Here is a 17,017-nt window from a genome sequence, read left to right as displayed (position 1 = left end):
CGCAAACTGTCATCACTTCGGACAGCGGGGGTCCGGCACGTCAAGGACCGTCACACATCACCGAGTATCACCTGGATCCGGATGAACCGTCAGGAACATCAGGATTCATGACGGACCGTCAGGGGCTTCGCGGACCTCGCGGACCGTCAGGGACCGAAGACCATGACGGTCTTCACCTTCTTCTCCTCCTTGTCGTCGATCGCGCTGACGCGTGCGCTCACCAGGATGGAGCGGCCGCCCGCATACACCAGCCTCGCCATGTCGAAGGAGCTCTCGGCCTTGGTCGCCGATGCCGGATGCCGCAGCAGCATCGTCGGGGCGCCGCCCGTCGGTGCGAGGCTGGCGACGGCTCCGCTCTTCCGGTAGGTGCCCTCTACCCGGACGATCACGTTCCGGCCGTTCATCCGCAGCGGCTGCATGATCTGCCCGGCCGGGGCGGCGGCCCTCCACTTGGCCTTGCCGGTGTTCAGGTCGAACGCGACGACCTTGTTGGTGAGAGCGGAGCCCACGGTCACCGGCTTGGTCGCCAGGTAGAACGTGTCGTCGTCGGCCGCGACCCCGGCGCAGCCGTCGAGGTTCCTGCCGCTCACCACGAGGTCCGCGTCGCAGGTGGCGGCGTAGTTCTCGTTCTTGCCGCCGATCATCTGGGAGCGGTACGTGCCGTTGTCCCGCAGGGTGACGATGGCCCACGCCCCGCCCTCGCCATCGCCCTTCTTGAGCGAAATCACCGGCGGGCTCGTCGAGTAGACCTGTTGGACCCGCCAGCCGGTCTTGACCCGGTACGTCCATTTCGGTGTGCCGGTGGCCGGGTCGATCTCCTCGACCTGCTGCTTGTCCTGCTCGTCGGCGTCGGTGCGGCAGCTGGTGGCGGCGATCAGCCGGGGACCGCTGGTGAACGCGAACGGCTGACAGACACCCTGCCTCTTGCCGAACACTTCCTTTCCGTCACTGACCCGGTAGCCCACGGAAGCACTCGCGCGTCCGAAGGTGACGAGATCCCCTCCGATACTCATGGCCACGTCCGACAGCAGGTCCTGGACGCCCTTGCGTTCGACGGTCTTCTTCCAGCCCGCCGTTCCGGTCCTGAGGTCGATCATCTGCAGGACGGAGCAGACCGAGTCCGACGAGGCGCTTTCCTTGAGACCGACGACGATCTTTCCGTCGGTGGTGGGGAGGGTCGGTGCGGCGCACAGGTCGGCGGGCAGCTTCAGCGTCCACTTCCGGGTGCCGTCGGCCACGGAGTAGCCGGAGACGGTGCGGTACATGCCCTTGGCGACGATGTCCCCGGTCAGCCAGGGGCCGTACGCGTCGGCGCCGTTGCGCGGCACGTCGATACCGTTGTCCCGCATCCAGAGGACCTTGGCCTCGCCCGGCTTGCGCGCGGCGTTGAGCCCGTCGACCGGGGCGGCCGTGTCGACGACCTCGGCCTCGGCAGGGGGAGAGGCGGGCTGCGAGGCGGTGGGCTGCTCGGCGTCGGCGCTGCCGTGCGCGACGGGCTTCCTGCCGTCGTCACCGCCACTCACGGCGAACCAGACGCCACCGCCGACCACCAGGACCCCGGCGACCACGGCGGCGACGAGGGCGGTGCGTCTGCGGCCCGAGGGGTGACGACCGGCAGGGCCGCCCGGGCCACCGGTCGCCGGGCCGACGGGGTACGGCTGCTGCGGTTGGCCGTACCCGTATCCGTACGGACCGGGCTGGGGCTGCGACGGGGGCGAGGGCTGCTGACCGTACCCCTGCACCGGCTGGGTGGGCCCCATCGGCTCCACAGGCTCGAACGGAGCCCCGAATTCCCCCTGTGGCGGCTGCGGCTGGTGCGGGCCGGGCGGCCAGGTCATCGGGACGTCCCCCTTGGTGCGGTCGAACGGGAACCCTTTGTATCACCCGTATCGAACAGGCCATCAGCACCACCGGCCGCTGAGCTTGACTCTGTCGGTGATCTTGGATGGTCGAGGTTAGGTGCCGAGGGTGCGCCAGGACTTCGATCGGGGAATTCCCTGCTGGTCCAGGAAGGTCTGGAAGGCGGTCGGCGGTCTCGGTGAAGGGGTTTCCTGGGTCACTGACCGAGTGCTGAGTCGTTCGATGTTCACGGCGATGGCTGTGAGTACGTGTTGCAGGTGGGCTTTCGGCTGTCCTCGGTAGCGGCAGCGGCGCATGCCGTGTCCGTGGGCAAACTCGTTGATGGTGCCCTCCACGCCGGAGCGGACTGCGTAGCGGGCCTTCCATTCGGGTGTCTGCTGCTCGGTGCGGACGCGGACTTGCAGGTCGCGGAGTTCTCGCGGGGAAAGCCCACGTTGCGGGCGTTCTCGCGGGAGCTGGTGCATCGGGGGCGGTCCGGACAGGGCTGGCACTGGCTCTTGGTGAACCGTGCCACGATCAGGGGCGCCGCGGTGGGCGAGGAGGTCGGGTAGGGGCCGTGCCAGCCCGCGCTGACCTGGCCCTGGGGGCAGGTGACTTGTCGGCGGTCGAAGTCGATGTGGAAGTCGTCCCGGTCGAAGCCCTCGTTCCTGCGGTGCTGGCGGGTGGGGTTGCCCGGTAGCGGCCCGGTGACGGTGACCTGGTGTTCGCGGTCGGCTCGTTCCAGGTGGACCAGGGAGGTGTAGCCGCCGTCGACCAGGTGCTCGGCGGGCAGCAGCCCGCGACGAGCCAGGCGGGTGTGGATGCCGGGCAGGGCCTGGCCGTCGTTGGTGGCGGCCGACGTGGTGGCCACGTCCGTGATCACGTTGACGCTGTCAGAGGCACACGTCTCGGTGAGATGGGCGGCGAAGCCCTTCCAGCGGATGATGTGTCCGTGCCGCACGTAGCGCGCCGTGATGTCGTAGGGAGAGACGATCGCCGAGGAGGAGGGCGGTAGCCCGTCGTCGTCGGTGGTGCGCCAGTGCAGGCGGCCTGCCGTGTCGCGGTAGTAGTGCTGCACCACGATCTGCCGTAGGGCCTCGGCTTGTGGGCCGGGCCGGTAGGCGGACCCGTCCCGGTGGAGTCGTTCCAGCAGTCGGCAGGCGTCGTTGCCGGCGGCGAGGATCCTGGTCTTGGGCCGGGTGGGGTTCTTGCCCAGGCGGACCGGGCGGCCATAGCGGCGCCCCCAGTCCTCGTCGACCAGGCCGATCAGCAGATGCCCGGCCGTGCGGGCCACTTCTTCAAGCGCGGCACGGACCGCCTCGGTGACCAGTTCCAGCCGGGTCAGGTCGCGCACCGCGGCCAGGACGTGGGTGGAGTCGGTGCGCTGCGTGGTGCGCTCGCCCACGAGGCCGGCCTCCTTCAGACGGGCGAGCACCAGATCCAAGAGTCGGTCGGCGCGGTCGTCCTGCGCGACGCGCTCGCGGAAGTCGGCCAGCACGCTGTGGTGGAAGCCGGGATCGTCCAGCTCCATGGCCATGGCGTACTTGAAATCGATGCGGCAGCGGACCGCTTCCGCTGCCTGCCGGTCCGACAGACCAAGCAGGAACTGCAGCACACAGACGGTGGCCAGTTGGGCAGGCGAGAGCCCGGGACGCCCGTCGCGCGGATACCAGCCGGCGAAGTCCTCGTCGCGCCACAACCCGTCCAGCCGGTCTCTGACCCACATCGCCGTCGTACCGGTCGGATTGCTTGCCCGTGCGATCTGGGCGGTCAGAGGCGGGACTTGCTCACCGGAGCGGGGATGGAGCGACAACGGACACCTCGGCAGCTGTATCGGCTTTCGAAACAGCACTGAGCATGCCCGCCGATCATGCTCGCGCACTGGGAAACACCAAGATCACCGACAGAGTCAAGCTGAGCGGCTGTCAGGCGTCCTCGGCAAGCTCCAGCCAGCGCATCTCCAACTCGTCGCGCTCCGCCACCAGTTCCCGCAGCTCCGCGTCCAGTTTCGCCACCTTCTCGAAGTTCGTGGCGTTATCGGCGATCTGTGCGTGCAGGGTCGTCTCCCTGCTCGACATCTTGTCGAGCTGCCGCTCGATCTTCTGCAGTTCCTTCTTCGCCGCCCGCGCCGCCTGTGCGGACACCGCCGGAGCCACCGCCCCGCCGGACTCCTTCACCGCCGCGGCAGCCGGGGCGGGCGAGGACGCCTCTGCCATCCGCTCCCTGCGCTCGATGTACTCGTCGATGCCGCGCGGCAGCATCCGGAGCGTGGCGTCGCCGAGCAGCGCCATCACCCGGTCCGTGGTCCGCTCGATGAAGAACCGGTCGTGGGAGATCACGATCATCGACCCGGGCCAGCCGTCGAGGAGGTCCTCCAGCTGGGTCAGGGTCTCGATGTCGAGATCGTTGGTGGGCTCGTCGAGGAAGAGGACGTTCGGCTCGTCCATCAGCAGGCGCAGGATCTGCAGCCGGCGCCGCTCACCGCCGGACAGGTCGGCGACCGGGGTCCACTGCTTCTCCTTCGAGAAGCCGAACTGCTCGCAGAGCTGACCCGCGGTCATCTCCCGGCCCTTGCCGAGGTCGACCCGGTCCCGTACCTGCTGCACGGCTTCCAGTACCCGCAGGTTCGGGTTGAGCTCGGCGACCTCCTGGGAGAGGTAGGCGAGCTTGACGGTCTTGCCGACGACGATCTTCCCGGCTGCGGGCTGTGCGTCGCCCTGGGTACGTGCCGCCTCGGCCAGCGCCCGCAGCAGCGAGGTCTTGCCCGCGCCGTTGACGCCGACCAGACCGATCCGGTCGCCCGGACCGAGCTGCCAGGTGAGGTGGGTGAGCAGCGTCTTCGGGCCGGCCTGGACGGTCACGTCCTCCAGGTCGAAGACGGTCTTGCCGAGCCGGGCGTTGGCGAACTTCATCAGCTCGCTGGTGTCGCGCGGCGGCGGCACATCGGCGATCAGCTCGTTGGCCGCCTCGATGCGGTAGCGCGGCTTCGAGGTACGGGCGGGGGCGCCGCGCCGCAGCCAGGCCAGCTCCTTGCGCATCAGGTTCTGCCGCTTGGACTCCTCGGTCGCGGCGATCCGCTCCCGCTCGGCGCGGGCGAAGACGTAGTCGCTGTAGCCGCCCTCGTACTCGTGGACGGCGCCGCGCTGGACGTCCCACATGCGCGTGCAGACCTGGTCGAGGAACCACCGGTCGTGGGTGACGCAGACGAGCGCCGAGCGCCGGTTCTGGAGGTGTCGGGCCAGCCAGGAGATGCCCTCGACGTCGAGGTGGTTGGTCGGCTCGTCGAGGACGATCAGGTCCTGTTCGGCGATGAGTAGCTTGGCGAGCGCGATCCGGCGCCGCTCGCCGCCGGAGAGCGGGGCGATGACGGTGTCCAGGCCGTGCTCGAAGCCGGGCAGGTCGAGCCCGCCGAAGAGTCCGGTCAGTACGTCACGGATCTTGGCGCTGCCCGCCCACTCGTGGTCGGCGAGATCGCGGATGATCTCGTGGCGGACGGTCGCCTTCGGGTCGAGCGAATCGTGCTGGGTGAGGACACCGAGGCGCAGGCCGCCGCTGTGGGTGACGCGGCCGGTGTCCGCGTCCTCCAGCTTGGCGAGCATCCGGATGAGGGTCGTCTTGCCGTCGCCGTTGCGGCCGACGACACCGATCCGGTCCCCCTCGGACACGCCAAGGGACACACCGTCGAGCAGGGCACGGGTGCCGTACACCTTGCTGACCTGCTCGACATTGACCAGATTGACGGCCATTTCACTCCTGACTGGGGGATCGATCGACCTCCCAGGGTAATCGCCACGCGGGTGGGTTAGCGTGCGGCGATCGATCAAGGGCGGGGACAGGGGACTTCCATGGTGATCAATTCGGTACGGGGGACGGTCACGGCCGTGCTGGCGGCGGTGTCGGTGGCGGCGACCGGCTGCACGTCGTCCGCCCCGGACGACGGCGGCGACGGCAGGAAGGCGGCGCCGAAGCCGAGGACCGCGGCAAGGAGTGCGGTGAAGGGCGGCAGCATCGGGGGCTCCGGTTCTGCCTGTGCCCTGCCCGTCACCTTCGACCTCGCGGCCTCCTGGAAGCCGGCGGCCGTCCGGGTCGTCGAGGACGACGAACTGAGCGAACTGGGCAAGCAGGGCACGTTCACGCTCGTCTGCGAGATCGACGCGAAGCCCGCCGGGAACATCGGCTTCCTGCGGGTGTGGACCGGGGACCGTACCGACGGCACCCCGCGCCAGGTCCTGAAGGCGTTCCTGGCCGCCGACCCGAACGCCTCCGAAGCCACGTACACCGAGGTGAAGGCAGGTGCCCAGACCGCGGCCGAGGTCCGCTACACCTTCAGCAGCGAGCTGCTGGACGAGCCCATGAAGCAGCGGGCCTTCGCCATCTCCACCCCGAGCGGACCGGTCGTGGTGCACCTCGGCGGGCTGGACCCGCAGGAGCACCAGGAGATGCTCCCGGCGTACGAGCTGGCGAAGAAGAGCGTGCGGCTCGGCTGAGAGCCTGTCGGGTGACCTCTGAGAGGAACGCGGGTCTCCGCCGGGACGAACACAGGTCTCCGCGGCGCCCGTGGTCAGCCCGACCGGCGCCGCCCCGCCCGCTCCACCAGCAGCCAGCCGCCCAGCGCCATCGCGACGGCGACCGGGGCGCTGACCCGTACCGCGATCAGCATCGCCGTGTGCCCCTCCAGCAGCCCGCCGAACCCGACCATCGACACCCCGAGCACCCCGAGCAGGCAGAGCGTCACACCGAGCGCGGACACCGGCCCCGAGCCCGCCCCCGGTACCGCGGACACCGGCCGCTCGAAAGTACGGAAGACGGCGACCAGCCCCGCGGTGACGACCGCCGCCACCGCGATCCGCACCGGCACCTGTGCCCACCAGGCGCCGCTCGCCGGCTCGGGCAGGGGCACGTCGAGGGCGAGCATCGCCCCGTACACCCCGAGCATCGCGGTGAGGTGCCAGAGGAACGCCGTCATCGCGACCCCGTTGGCGGCGACGACCCCGCGCCACACGCGCGGGCGGGCGACCAGCCGGGCGCCGGGGCCGCGCAGCAGCTCGACCGCGCCGACCAGCCAGAGTCCGTGGCAGAGCAGGGCCAGCGTGGGCGGCGCCATGTTGCTGATCTTCTCCCCGGGCATCCCGACCATGGAGAGCGGGTACGGGCCGAGCGCGACCAGGGCGACGGCGGCGGCCAGGCCGATGCCGGCCAGGAGCGCGGGGCGTGGGATGCGGCCGTCGGCGCGCAGGAAGCCGAGCTGGTGCACGGCCAGCCAGACGAACGCGAAGTTGAGGAACGCGATGTACGGGACACCGGCGGCGAACCGCAGCACGTCGACCGCGACCGCAGCCCCGGCGAGCCCGGCGAAGGCTCCCCAGCCGTACCGGTCGTGCAGCGTCAGAAGCGGCGGGGTGAACGCCACCATCGCGAGGTAGATCCCAATGAACCAGAGCGGCTGGGCGACCAGCCGCAGCGTGACCCCGGTCAGCCCGCCGCCCCCGCCGAGCAGCTGGACGATCAGCGCCGCAGCCCCCCAGACCAGGATGAAGACCATGGTGGGGCGCAGCAGCCGCTGCAGCCTGACGCGGAGGAAGGCCGAGTAGACGGAGTCCGTGGACCCCTCCGGCTGCTTGCGGCGCAGGGAGCGGTAGGACAGGGCGTGCGAGAACCCGCCGACGAAGAAGAACACCGGCATGATCTGGAGCGCCCAGGTCAGCACCTGGAGCCCGGGGACGACAGCGAGCAGGTTGCCCACGCCGTCGGTGGTGACGGCGGCCATCAGCCAGTGCCCGAGGACGACCGTCCCGAGCGAGGCGACGCGCAGCAGATCGATATAGCGGTCCCGGGTGGCGGGGGTGGCCCCGGCCAGTTCACGAACACTTGATCCCATACGGGTACGGTCGCGTTCGACGCCCCGGGGGCGGCAGCGCGACCGTACTCAATTCCCGTCTGAGTACCCGCGGTCAGAGCACCGTGGCACCCGGCGCCGGGGATACCGCGACGCGCGCGGTCCGGCAGGTCCCCGACGTCAGCAGCGCGTCCGCGACCTTCCGCGCCGACTCGGCGTCCGCCACCAGGAACGCGGTGGTCGGCCCGGAGCCCGAGACCAGGGTGGCCAGGGCGCCCGCCCCGGTGCCCGCGGCGAGGGTGTCGGCGAGCGAGGGCCGCAGGGACAGCGCGGCGGGCTGCAGGTCGTTGGAGAGCGCATCGGCGAGCGCGTGGGTGTCGCCTCTGCGCAGAGCGTCGAGGAGCGCCGGGGAGGCCGCCGGTGCGGGGACGTCGGTGTCCGCGGTGAGCCGGTCGAACTCGCCGTAGACGGCCGGGGTGGAGAGCCCGCCGTCGGCGACCGCGAAGACCCAGTGGAAGGTGCCGCCGACGTCGATCGTGGTCAGTTGTTCGCCGCGGCCGATCCCGAGGGCGGCGCCGCCGACCAGAGAGAACGGCACGTCGCTGCCGAGTTCCGCGCAGATGGCGAGCAGCTCGTCCCGGGTGGCGCCGGTGGACCAGAGGGCGTCGCAGGCGAGCAGCGCTGCCGCGCCGTCGGCGCTGCCGCCCGCCATGCCGCCCGCGACGGGGATGTCCTTGGCGATGTGGATGTGCACGTGCGGCGCGATGCCGTGGCGGTCGGCGAGCGCGATCGCGGCGCGGGCGGCGAGGTTGGAGGCGTCCAGCGGGACCTGGGCGGCGTCCGGGCCCGAGCAGGTGACCGTCAGCTCGTCGGCGGGGGTGACGGTGACCTCGTCGTACAGGCCGACGGCGAGGAAGACGTTGGCCAGGTCGTGGAAGCCGTCGGGGCGCGCGGCACCTACCGCGAGCTGGACGTTGACCTTGGCGGGGACGCGGACGGTGACGCTCACTCACTGCTCCCGGGGGGCTGGTCCTCATCGGTCTTCGGGGCGGGCTTGTTCTCGGCGATGGCCGCGAACTCCTCGATCGTCAGTGCTTCGCCCCGCGCCTGCGGTGAGATCCCGGCCGCGACCAGGGCCGCCTCGGCGGCGGGCGCGGAACCCGCCCAGCCGGCCAGGGCCGCCCGCAGCGTCTTGCGGCGCTGGGCGAACGCCGCGTCGACGACGGCGAAGACCTCGGCCCGGCTCGCGGTCGTCGTGATCGGCTCGGTGCGCCGGACCAGCGACACCAGACCGGAGTCGACGTTGGGGGCCGGCCAGAAGACGGTGCGGCCGATGGACCCGGCCCGCTTGACGTCCGCGTACCAGTTGGCCTTCACCGAGGGCACGCCGTAGACCTTGTTGCCCGGCCGGGCGGCCAGCCGGTCGGCGACCTCGGCCTGCACCATGACCAGGGTCCGCTCGATGGTCGGGAACCGCTCCAGCATCGTCAGCAGGACCGGCACGGCGACGTTGTACGGCAGGTTGGCGACGAGGGCGGTGGGCGCCGGGCCCGGCAGCTCCGTGACCAGCATCGCGTCGGAGTGGACGAGCGAGAACCGGTCGGCGCGGCCCGGCATCCGGGCCGCGACCGTGGCGGGCAGCGCCGCCGCGAGCACGTCGTCGATCTCGACGGCGACGACCCGGTCCGCCGCCTCCAGCAGCGCCAGGGTCAGCGAACCCAGCCCCGGCCCGACTTCCACCACCACGTCGTCCGGGCGGACCTCCGCGGTCCGTACGATCCTGCGGACCGTATTGGCGTCGATGACGAAGTTCTGACCGCGCTGCTTCGTGGGGCGTACGCCCAGCTTCGCGGCCAGGTCGCGGATGTCTGCGGGCCCCAGGAGGGCGTCGGGCTCTGTGCTGCTCACCCGGTAAGCCTACGGCCGCAGTGCGGCCACGGGCTCGCCCCCCGTTGCACGTAGAGCTTCTTCGCCCGGAACGTCTGCTCGGACGCCGGGGCGTCCTGCGGGCGTCCTCTGCCACCGAGGGCATTCCAGGTGTGCGTGTCGAACTGGTACAGCCCGCCGTACGTGCCACTGGCGTCGACCGCCCCGGCCCGGCCGCCGGACTCGCAGGCCGCGAGCCCGGCCCAGTTCAGCCCGTCCACGTCCGCCACCGACTGCGGCCGCCGCCCGGTGCCGACCCTCACGATCCGGTCGACCGGCGTGCGGACGGTCTCCGCGTCCAGTGCGCGGGGCCGCTGCCGGACGCCGTTGACGGTCCGCACGGCGTACGTGATCCGGCGGGCGCCCGGCCTGCCCTCGCGCTCGACGACTTCCGTACCGGCGAAGAGCGAGGGGTCCTCGGAGCGTTGCTCGGCGTACGGGATGAGCTCCTCACGCACCTCGCGGGAGCCGGTGATCCGCATCACGGAGACCGTCTGGCCGTCGCGCGGGAAGCTCTGCGGGTCCACGGAGGTGGTGTCCTCGCCGCGCAGCGTGATGCCCGCCTCGTCGATGGCCTCGCGGACGGTCGCGGCGTTGGTGCGGACAGTGCGTTCCCGGCCGTCGGCCATGAAGGTCACGGTGCGTTCGGTACGGACGTCCAGGGCGAGCCCGGTCCGGCCGATCGCGGAGGAGCGGGTCGCGGAGAGGTACGCCCCCTCGGCGCGCACCCCGAGCTGGCGCAGGGCGCCGTCGACCGTGTCGGCGGTGGTCCACACCCGGCGCCGGACCCCGTCGAGGGTGAGGGTCACCGGGCGGCTGTGCCGGACGGTGATCTCGTCGCCGTTCTCGAGCTCACTGCCGCGCGCGGGGGTGATGACGTCATGGGCGCCGACGGTGACGCCCTGCTCGTCGAGGAGTTCGTCGATGTCGTCGGCGAACGTGTGCAGGGTGCGCGGCTCCCCGTCGACAGTGAGTTCCACCGCCTTGTCGTCGGCGAGGAAGGCGGTGGTGCCGCCTGCCAGGAAGGCGACGACCAGGGCCTGCGGGACGAGCCGGCGCAGGTTCTCCGGGCGGACGGGGGCCCTGTGCCGCCGCGCGGCCCGCCGGGCCTCGGCCCGGCCGCCGGTGCGGATGCCCGCGGGGGCGGGAGGGGGCGCCTGGGCATCGACGACGGTCGGTTCGTGGACCGGCCACGGGGCGACGAGGGTCTCCTCCTCGTGGAACGACTCATGGACCGGCTCTTGGAACGACAGCGGCGCGGGGACGCTCGGCGGCGTCTCCACCGCCGTGCCGCCCCTGCCCGTTGCCGCACGGTGACTGCCCTGCAGATTGCTCACGACGCTCCAGAAGATCCGTCCGTCCGGTCGCCCGAGGGGCGTCCGGGACGATAGTGGACCTTCCGTCACTCTCCAAAGCGGCACGACTGCACACCGTCATGGATGATGCGTCAGTAATCGAACGCGCGCGCCGTGTTCTCGTTGATCGCCGACGCCAGGGTGTCCTCGTCGACTCCCTTCACCTCCGCCATGGCACGGAGCGTGACGGGAATGAGATAGGGCGCATTGGGGCGTCCGCGATACGGGGCGGGGGTGAGGAACGGTGCGTCCGTCTCCACCAGGATCAGTTCGATCGGCGCCACGGACAGCGCGTCCCGCAGCGGCTGGGCGTTCTTGAACGTCACGTTGCCCGCGAACGACATGAAGTACCCGGCGTCCGCGCAGATCCGGGCCATCGCGACGTCACCGGAGTAGCAGTGGAACACGGTCCGCTCGGGGGCGCCCGCGTCGGCGAGGACGCGCAGCACATCGGCGTGCGCCTCGCGGTCGTGGATGACGAGCGCCTTGCCGTGCCGTTTGGCGATCTCGATGTGGGCCCGGAAGGACTCCTCCTGGGCGGCCATGCCCTCGGGGCCGGTACGGAAGTAGTCGAGCCCGGTCTCGCCGACGCCGCGCACCTGGTCGAGGGCGGCCAGCCGGTCGATCTCGGCGAGCGCCTCGTCGAGCGCGGCCTTCCCGCCGGGTTCGCGGCCACCCTGCCGCGACCAGCCATCCGGGTCCCCGTGCACGATGCGCGGCGCCTCGTTGGGGTGGAGCGCCACCGCCGCGTACACACTCGGGTGCGCGGCGGCGGTCTCGGCGGCCCAGCGTGAGCCCTTCACGTCGCAGCCCACCTGGATCACCGTGGTGACGTTCACCGCCGCGGCCCTGGCCAGGCCCTCTTCGACGGTGGCGTCCTGCATGTCCAGATGGGTGTGCGAATCGGCGACCGGTACCCGAAGGGGTTCGGGCAGCGGCGGGGTGTCCTTGGAGCTCATAGGGCGATCCTATGAGAGCCCGGTGTCACCGGGCCCGGACCTCACTTACCGCGCTGCCGCGCGCGAAACATATGCACGAAACGCCACTGGCGCGGGGAGCGCTCCGACGCGCTCTCCGAGGACGGTATCGGCCCGGCGGTGGCGCCGGTCGGGGTCGCGAAGTTCAGGCGTCGCAGGGTTTCCGCGATGGAGGAGACCTGCCCGGCGCGCATGATGCGGACCTTGTGCCCGTCGCAGTTGAGGCAGGTGAGCCGGTTCAGCGGTGAGGGAACGAGCTGCCCCTGCACGCGGTACACGACGAAGGGCTGACCGCGGCCGTCCGTGTGGTGCTCGATGTCGTAGACCTGTTCCCAACCATGTCCGCAACCCATACAGGCGAAGGCATACGCCTCATGCACGGTGGTTGCTGCGATCTCGCTCATGCCTGCTCCTCTTGTCCGCCGGACAAGCACTCCGGAGAATGCGTCCCTGATTCAGTGGACGCCTTTACCGGCGGGAGCGCACCAGGTCCTGTCGAGTGTTGGAGCGGTCTTGGCCTTCTCGTGGCAAAAGTGGCCGGTGCGCGGCTCGCGCTTTGCTTTTCACGATAGCCCTTTGCCTTCTGCTGGGCCGGTCCGCGCCGCATTCTTTGCCGCGACGACCGCATCGAAAACATCGCGTTTGGGCAGCCCGGCGGCCGCGGCGACGGCGGCGATCGCCTCCTTGCGCCGCTCCCCCGCCTCCTCGCGCACCTGCACCCTGCGCACCAGCTCGGCGGCGTCCAGTTCCTCCGCCGATTCCGCAGCGCCCTCGACGACGACGGTGATCTCGCCGCGTACGCCTTCGGCCGCCCAGACCGCGAGATCGCCCAGTGGGCCGCGCTTCACTTCCTCGTACGTCTTGGTCAGCTCCCGGCACACGGCGGCCCGGCGGTCGCTGCCGAACACCTCGGCCATCGCGGCGAGGGTGTCGTCGAGTCGGTGCGGGGCCTCGAAGAAGACCATGGTGCGACGTTCGTCGGCGACCTCACGGAGCCGGCCGAGCCGCTCGCCGGCCTTGCGCGGCAGGAACCCCTCGAAGCAGAACCGGTCGACGGGCAGCCCCGACAGCGCGAGCGCGGTGAGCACGGCGGACGGGCCGGGGACCGCGGTGACCTTGATGTCCTTCTCCACGGCGGCGGCGACGAGCCGGTAGCCGGGGTCGGAGACCGACGGCATCCCGGCGTCCGTGACCAGCAGCACCCGGGCGCCGCCCATCAGCGCCTCGACGAGTTCGGGCGTACGGGCCGACTCGTTGCCCTCGAAGTAGGAGACGACACGCCCCGTGGTGTGGATGCCGAGCGCCTGCGTCAGGCGGCGCAGCCGACGGGTGTCCTCCGCGGCGACGACATCGGCCGTCTCCAGTTCGGCGGCAAGCCGTGGCGGGGCGTCCGCCACATCGCCGATGGGGGTCCCTGCGAGTACCAGCGTTCCAGTCGTTCCAGTCACATCAGCCATCCTCCCAGCACGGACGACAGCAGTCGCACAGATGCGTTCCCTACGATGGCGCGGTGACGAGTACTGCGCCCGAAGCCCAGCAGGGTCAAGACGCCGGGAACCAGCACGGTGAAGAGCTCCCGTCCTGGCAGCAGCGGCTGCGCCGCTTCGGCCATGCGCCCCGGTCCGTAATCGGGCTGCGTGAACGGCTGGTCCCGCCGTACACCCGGCCGGGACAGCAGCTCTGGGCTGTGCTGGGGGTGTCCCCGCCGACGGCCGACCGGCTGGTGCGGTGGTCGGCCTGGGGCGGGCCACTGCTGGTGGCACTGGTCGCCGGGGTGCTGCGGTTCTGGCACCTGGGCAGCCCGAAGGCGGTGATATTCGATGAGACGTACTACGCCAAGGACTCCTGGGCCCTGATCAAGCAGGGGTATGAGGGGTCCTGGCCGAAGGACGTCGACAAGTCGATCCTGGCCGACCCGTCGCTGGTGCCGGTGCCGACGGAGCCCGGTTATGTGGTGCATCCGCCGGTCGGTAAGTGGATCATCGGGTTCGGTGAGCAGCTCTTCGGGTTCACGCCGTTCGGCTGGCGGTTCATGGTGGCGGTGCTCGGCACGCTGTCGGTGCTGATGCTGTGCAGGATCGGGCGGCGGCTGTTCCGTTCGACGTTCCTGGGATGTCTGGCGGGCGCGCTGCTCGCCGTCGACGGGCTGCACTTCGTGATGAGCCGCACGGCGCTGCTGGACCTGGTGCTGATGTTCTTCGTGCTGGGGGCGTTCGGCTGCCTGCTGATCGACCGGGACTGGGCGCGGCGCAGGCTGGCTGCGGCGCTGCCGGTCGACGCCGAGGGCGTGTTGCGCCCGGACACACAGGTCGCGGAGACGCTGCGGCTGGGGTGGCGGCCGTGGCGGATCGCTGCGGGGCTCTCGCTGGGCCTGGCGTTCGGCACGAAGTGGAACGGGCTGTACATCCTGGTCGCGTTCGGCCTGATGACGGTGTTGTGGGATGTCGGCGCCCGCCGGACGGCCGGCGCGGTCCGCCCGTACCAGGCGGTGATCAAGCGCGACCTGCTGCCGGCGTTCGTCTCGACGGTGCCGGTCGCGATCCTGACGTACCTCGCGTCCTGGACCGGCTGGATCATCAAGAACGACCCCGAGCGCCACGGCTACTACCGGAACTGGGCGACGACCGACGGATCGGGCGGCAACTGGACCTGGCTGCCGGACTGGCTGCGCAGCCTGTGGCACTACGAGTACCAGGTCTACGAGTTCCACGTGAACCTGACCTCGGGGCACACGTACCAGTCGAACCCCTGGAGCTGGATCATCCTGGGCCGTCCCGTCTCGTACTTCTACGAGGAGCAGAACGGCTGCACGAGCTCGGCGACCGGCAAGTGCGCCCGCGAGGTCCTGGCGATCGGCACACCGCTGCTGTGGTGGGCGGCGTGCTTCGCGCTGCTGTACGTGCTGTGGCGCTGGTTCTTCCGCCGCGACTGGCGGGCGGGTGCGATCGCGTGCGGTGTGGCGGCGGGCTGGCTGCCCTGGTTCCTCTACCAGGAGCGGACGATCTTCCTGTTCTACGCGGTCGTCTTCGTGCCGTTCCTCTGTCTCGCGGTGGCGATGATGATCGGCGCGATGCTCGGCCCTGCTGCGGGCACCGGGCCCAAGTGGGAACTGGGTCTGGTGTCCGGCGATCCGTCCGGTGAGCGGCGGAGGACATGGGGGGCCATTGCGGCCGGCGTACTCGTTCTGCTGATTGTCTGGAATCTCATCTATTTCTGGCCGCTGTATACGGGGACGCCCATTCCGGAGAACTCCTGGCGCAACCGCATGTGGCTGGATACCTGGATTTGACCGAACTGTTCACGCCGTTGCGGATCGCGTTCCGATAACAACAGCCCCCGCTGTCACTACCGTCCCGTAAAGTGCCCACAAGCGCTCTCTTGAACGTGTTCAAGGGAGCCTCCTGGGGAGGGGGACTGCACAGATGCGCAGCGGAACGAAGGTCGCCGTCATCGGCGGAGTGTTTGTGCTGGTCGTCGGCGGGGTGGGGTACGGGGCGTACAACGTCCTCGACGGGTTCGGCGGCAGCGGGGGCGGCGGTACGGACGGACGCTCCACCTCCGCCGAGGTGAAGACCGGCCCGCCGAGCAAGGCGGAGATCAGCGAGACGTCGGAGAAGTTCCTCAAGGCCTGGGCGGCCGGCCAGGCTTCCGACGCGTCCCAGCTCACCAACAACGCGGTCGACGCCGAACCGGCCCTCAGCGGATACAGCGACCAGGCCCACGTCACCAAGGCCGTGATCACCCCGGGCCCGGCAACCGGCTCGACGGTCCCGTTCACCGTGAAGGCGACGGTGAGCTTCGAGGGGAAGTCCAAGCCCTGGTCGTACTCCTCGGAACTGACCGTCGTGCGCGGCCTGACCACCGGTCGGCCGCTGATCGACTGGAAACCGTCCGTGATCCATCCGGACCTGGCGGACGGCGAAACGCTGAAGACCGGCGAGGCGTCGGCCCCGTCCATCGAGGCGCTCGACCACAACGGCAAGGTGCTGACGAAGGAGAAGTACCCGTCGCTGGGGCCGATCCTGGACGCGCTGCGCGAGAAGTACGGGGAGAAGGCCGGCGGCACCGCGGGTATCGAGACCTGGATCGAGTCGGCGGACGAGAACACCCCGGACAAGACGCTGCTGACGCTGTCCAAGGGGAAGCCGGGCACGCTGCAGACCACGCTGGACGCGCATGTCCAGGCGGCGGCCGAGCAGGCCGTCAAGCGGTACTCCCAGGCCTCGGTGGTCGCCGTCCGGCCGTCCACCGGCTCGATCCGCGCGGTCGCCAACAACCCTGCGACCGGGTTCAACGCGGCCATGCTCGGCAAGCAGGCGCCCGGTTCGACGATGAAGATCGTGACCGCGTCGATGCTGATCGAGAAGGGACTCGCCGGCGCGAACCAGAAGATCGAGTGCCCGAAGACCGCGATGTACCAGGGCCGCACGTTCCAGAACCTGGAAGGGTTCTCCATCCCGGACGGCACCCTCACCACCAGCTTCGCCCGGTCGTGCAACACCGCCTTCATCAAGCTCATCGACGACACCAAGGACGACGCCGCACTGGCCAAGGAGGCCCGGGACGTCTTCGGGATCGGCCTCGACTGGAAGACCGGCGTCGCGTCCTTCGACGGCAGCGTGCCCGAGGCCGTCGGCGGTGAGGCCGCCGCGCAGTACATCGGCCAGGGCACCATCCAGATGAACGCACTCAACATGGCGTCCATCACCGCCACCGCGAAGAACGGCACCTTCCGCCAGCCGGTCCTCGTACCGCAGGACCTGGACGGCCGTCAGCTGGCCACCGCGTCCCGCTCGCTGCCCGGGTCCGTCGCGCAGCAGGTGTCCAACATGATGCGGCAGACCGCGAGCTGGGGCACCGGCAAGGCGGCGATGGCCTCGGTCGGCGGCGACAAGGGTGCGAAGACCGGTTCGGCGGAGGTCGACGGACAGGCCACGTCCAACAGCTGGTTCACCGGCTTCAGCAACGACCTCGCGGCCGCGGCGGTCGTCCAGTCCGGTGGCCACGGCGGCGACGCGGCGGGGCCGGTGGTGGCCCAGGTACTGCGCGCGGGGCCGTGACGCCCGAGCCGACCGGACGGAGGG

At 70.6% G+C, this 17,017-nt stretch carries 13 protein-coding genes and 1 pseudogene; 3 read left to right on the top strand and 11 right to left on the bottom strand.

Annotated features, from left to right (window positions below):
* Positions 1 to 146 precede the first annotated feature (146 nt).
* The 4 genes and pseudogenes from OG972_RS24370 to OG972_RS24355 all read right to left on the bottom strand — a co-directional run bounded on the left by OG972_RS24370 (position 147) and on the right by OG972_RS24355 (position 5,585).
* Entirely contained in the window at positions 147 to 1,760 is a 1,614-nt protein-coding gene (locus tag OG972_RS24370) for a PQQ-binding-like beta-propeller repeat protein (RefSeq protein ID WP_323135894.1), read from the bottom strand.
* 195 nt (positions 1,761 to 1,955) lie between these two features.
* Entirely contained in the window at positions 1,956 to 2,324 is a 369-nt protein-coding gene (locus tag OG972_RS24365; protein ID WP_266984766.1) for a transposase, read from the bottom strand.
* Positions 2,325 to 3,337: 1,013 nt separating this feature from the next.
* A pseudogene (locus tag OG972_RS24360) lies at positions 3,338 to 3,565 on the bottom strand (transposase); the annotation flags it as partial.
* A 199-nt stretch (positions 3,566 to 3,764) separates the two neighbouring features.
* Positions 3,765 to 5,585 carry an ABC-F family ATP-binding cassette domain-containing protein gene (locus tag OG972_RS24355; protein ID WP_266984765.1) on the bottom strand — a complete coding sequence of 607 codons (1,821 nt, stop codon included), beginning with the start codon at positions 5,583 to 5,585 and terminating at the stop codon, positions 3,765 to 3,767.
* Between the two features lie 99 nt (positions 5,586 to 5,684).
* Between OG972_RS24355 and OG972_RS24350 the strand changes: the two genes are divergently transcribed.
* Positions 5,685 to 6,326, top strand: a complete 642-nt coding sequence (locus OG972_RS24350) for a lipoprotein (RefSeq protein ID WP_266984764.1) — start codon at positions 5,685 to 5,687, stop codon at positions 6,324 to 6,326.
* A 74-nt stretch (positions 6,327 to 6,400) separates the two neighbouring features.
* On the opposite strand, the gene OG972_RS24345 is transcribed toward OG972_RS24350, so the two are convergent.
* The 7 genes from OG972_RS24345 to rsmI form a co-directional block, all read right to left on the bottom strand.
* Entirely contained in the window at positions 6,401 to 7,717 is a 1,317-nt protein-coding gene (locus OG972_RS24345) for an acyltransferase family protein (RefSeq protein ID WP_266984763.1), read from the bottom strand.
* A 73-nt stretch (positions 7,718 to 7,790) separates the two neighbouring features.
* Positions 7,791 to 8,684, bottom strand: a complete 894-nt coding sequence (locus OG972_RS24340; RefSeq protein ID WP_266984762.1) for a 4-(cytidine 5'-diphospho)-2-C-methyl-D-erythritol kinase — start codon at positions 8,682 to 8,684, stop codon at positions 7,791 to 7,793.
* Positions 8,681 to 9,583 (bottom strand): 16S rRNA (adenine(1518)-N(6)/adenine(1519)-N(6))-dimethyltransferase RsmA, encoded by a 903-nt coding sequence (rsmA, locus tag OG972_RS24335; RefSeq protein WP_266984761.1) that lies wholly within the window; start codon positions 9,581 to 9,583, stop codon positions 8,681 to 8,683. Before rsmA ends, OG972_RS24340 begins: the two co-directional genes overlap by 4 nt.
* Positions 9,580 to 10,938, bottom strand: coding sequence for a resuscitation-promoting factor (locus tag OG972_RS24330; protein ID WP_266984760.1), 1,359 nt, complete (start codon positions 10,936 to 10,938; stop codon positions 9,580 to 9,582). The genes rsmA and OG972_RS24330 overlap by 4 nt, the downstream gene beginning before the upstream one ends.
* Before the next feature lie 110 nt (positions 10,939 to 11,048).
* Positions 11,049 to 11,915: a TatD family hydrolase gene (locus OG972_RS24325; protein WP_266984759.1), complete on the bottom strand. Its 867-nt coding sequence runs from the start codon at positions 11,913 to 11,915 to the stop codon at positions 11,049 to 11,051.
* A gap of 41 nt (positions 11,916 to 11,956) precedes the next feature.
* Entirely contained in the window at positions 11,957 to 12,337 is a 381-nt protein-coding gene (locus OG972_RS24320; RefSeq protein ID WP_266984758.1) for a hypothetical protein, read from the bottom strand.
* Between the two features lie 159 nt (positions 12,338 to 12,496).
* Positions 12,497 to 13,390: a 16S rRNA (cytidine(1402)-2'-O)-methyltransferase gene (gene rsmI / locus OG972_RS24315; protein ID WP_266984757.1), complete on the bottom strand. Its 894-nt coding sequence runs from the start codon at positions 13,388 to 13,390 to the stop codon at positions 12,497 to 12,499.
* A gap of 53 nt (positions 13,391 to 13,443) precedes the next feature.
* Here rsmI and OG972_RS24310 point away from each other — a divergent pair, with 53 nt between their 5' ends.
* Positions 13,444 to 15,222: a dolichyl-phosphate-mannose--protein mannosyltransferase gene (locus OG972_RS24310; protein ID WP_266984755.1), complete on the top strand. Its 1,779-nt coding sequence runs from the start codon at positions 13,444 to 13,446 to the stop codon at positions 15,220 to 15,222.
* A 133-nt stretch (positions 15,223 to 15,355) separates the two neighbouring features.
* Positions 15,356 to 16,993 carry a penicillin-binding transpeptidase domain-containing protein gene (locus OG972_RS24305; RefSeq protein ID WP_266984753.1) on the top strand — a complete coding sequence of 546 codons (1,638 nt, stop codon included), beginning with the start codon at positions 15,356 to 15,358 and terminating at the stop codon, positions 16,991 to 16,993.
* Positions 16,994 to 17,017: the final 24 nt, after the last annotated feature.

The sequence above is a fragment of the Streptomyces sp. NBC_01669 genome (genome assembly GCF_026339735.1).
GTDB classification, from domain to species: domain Bacteria; phylum Actinomycetota; class Actinomycetes; order Streptomycetales; family Streptomycetaceae; genus Streptomyces; species Streptomyces yanii.
This window is presented reverse-complemented; position numbering and strand designations above follow the sequence as displayed.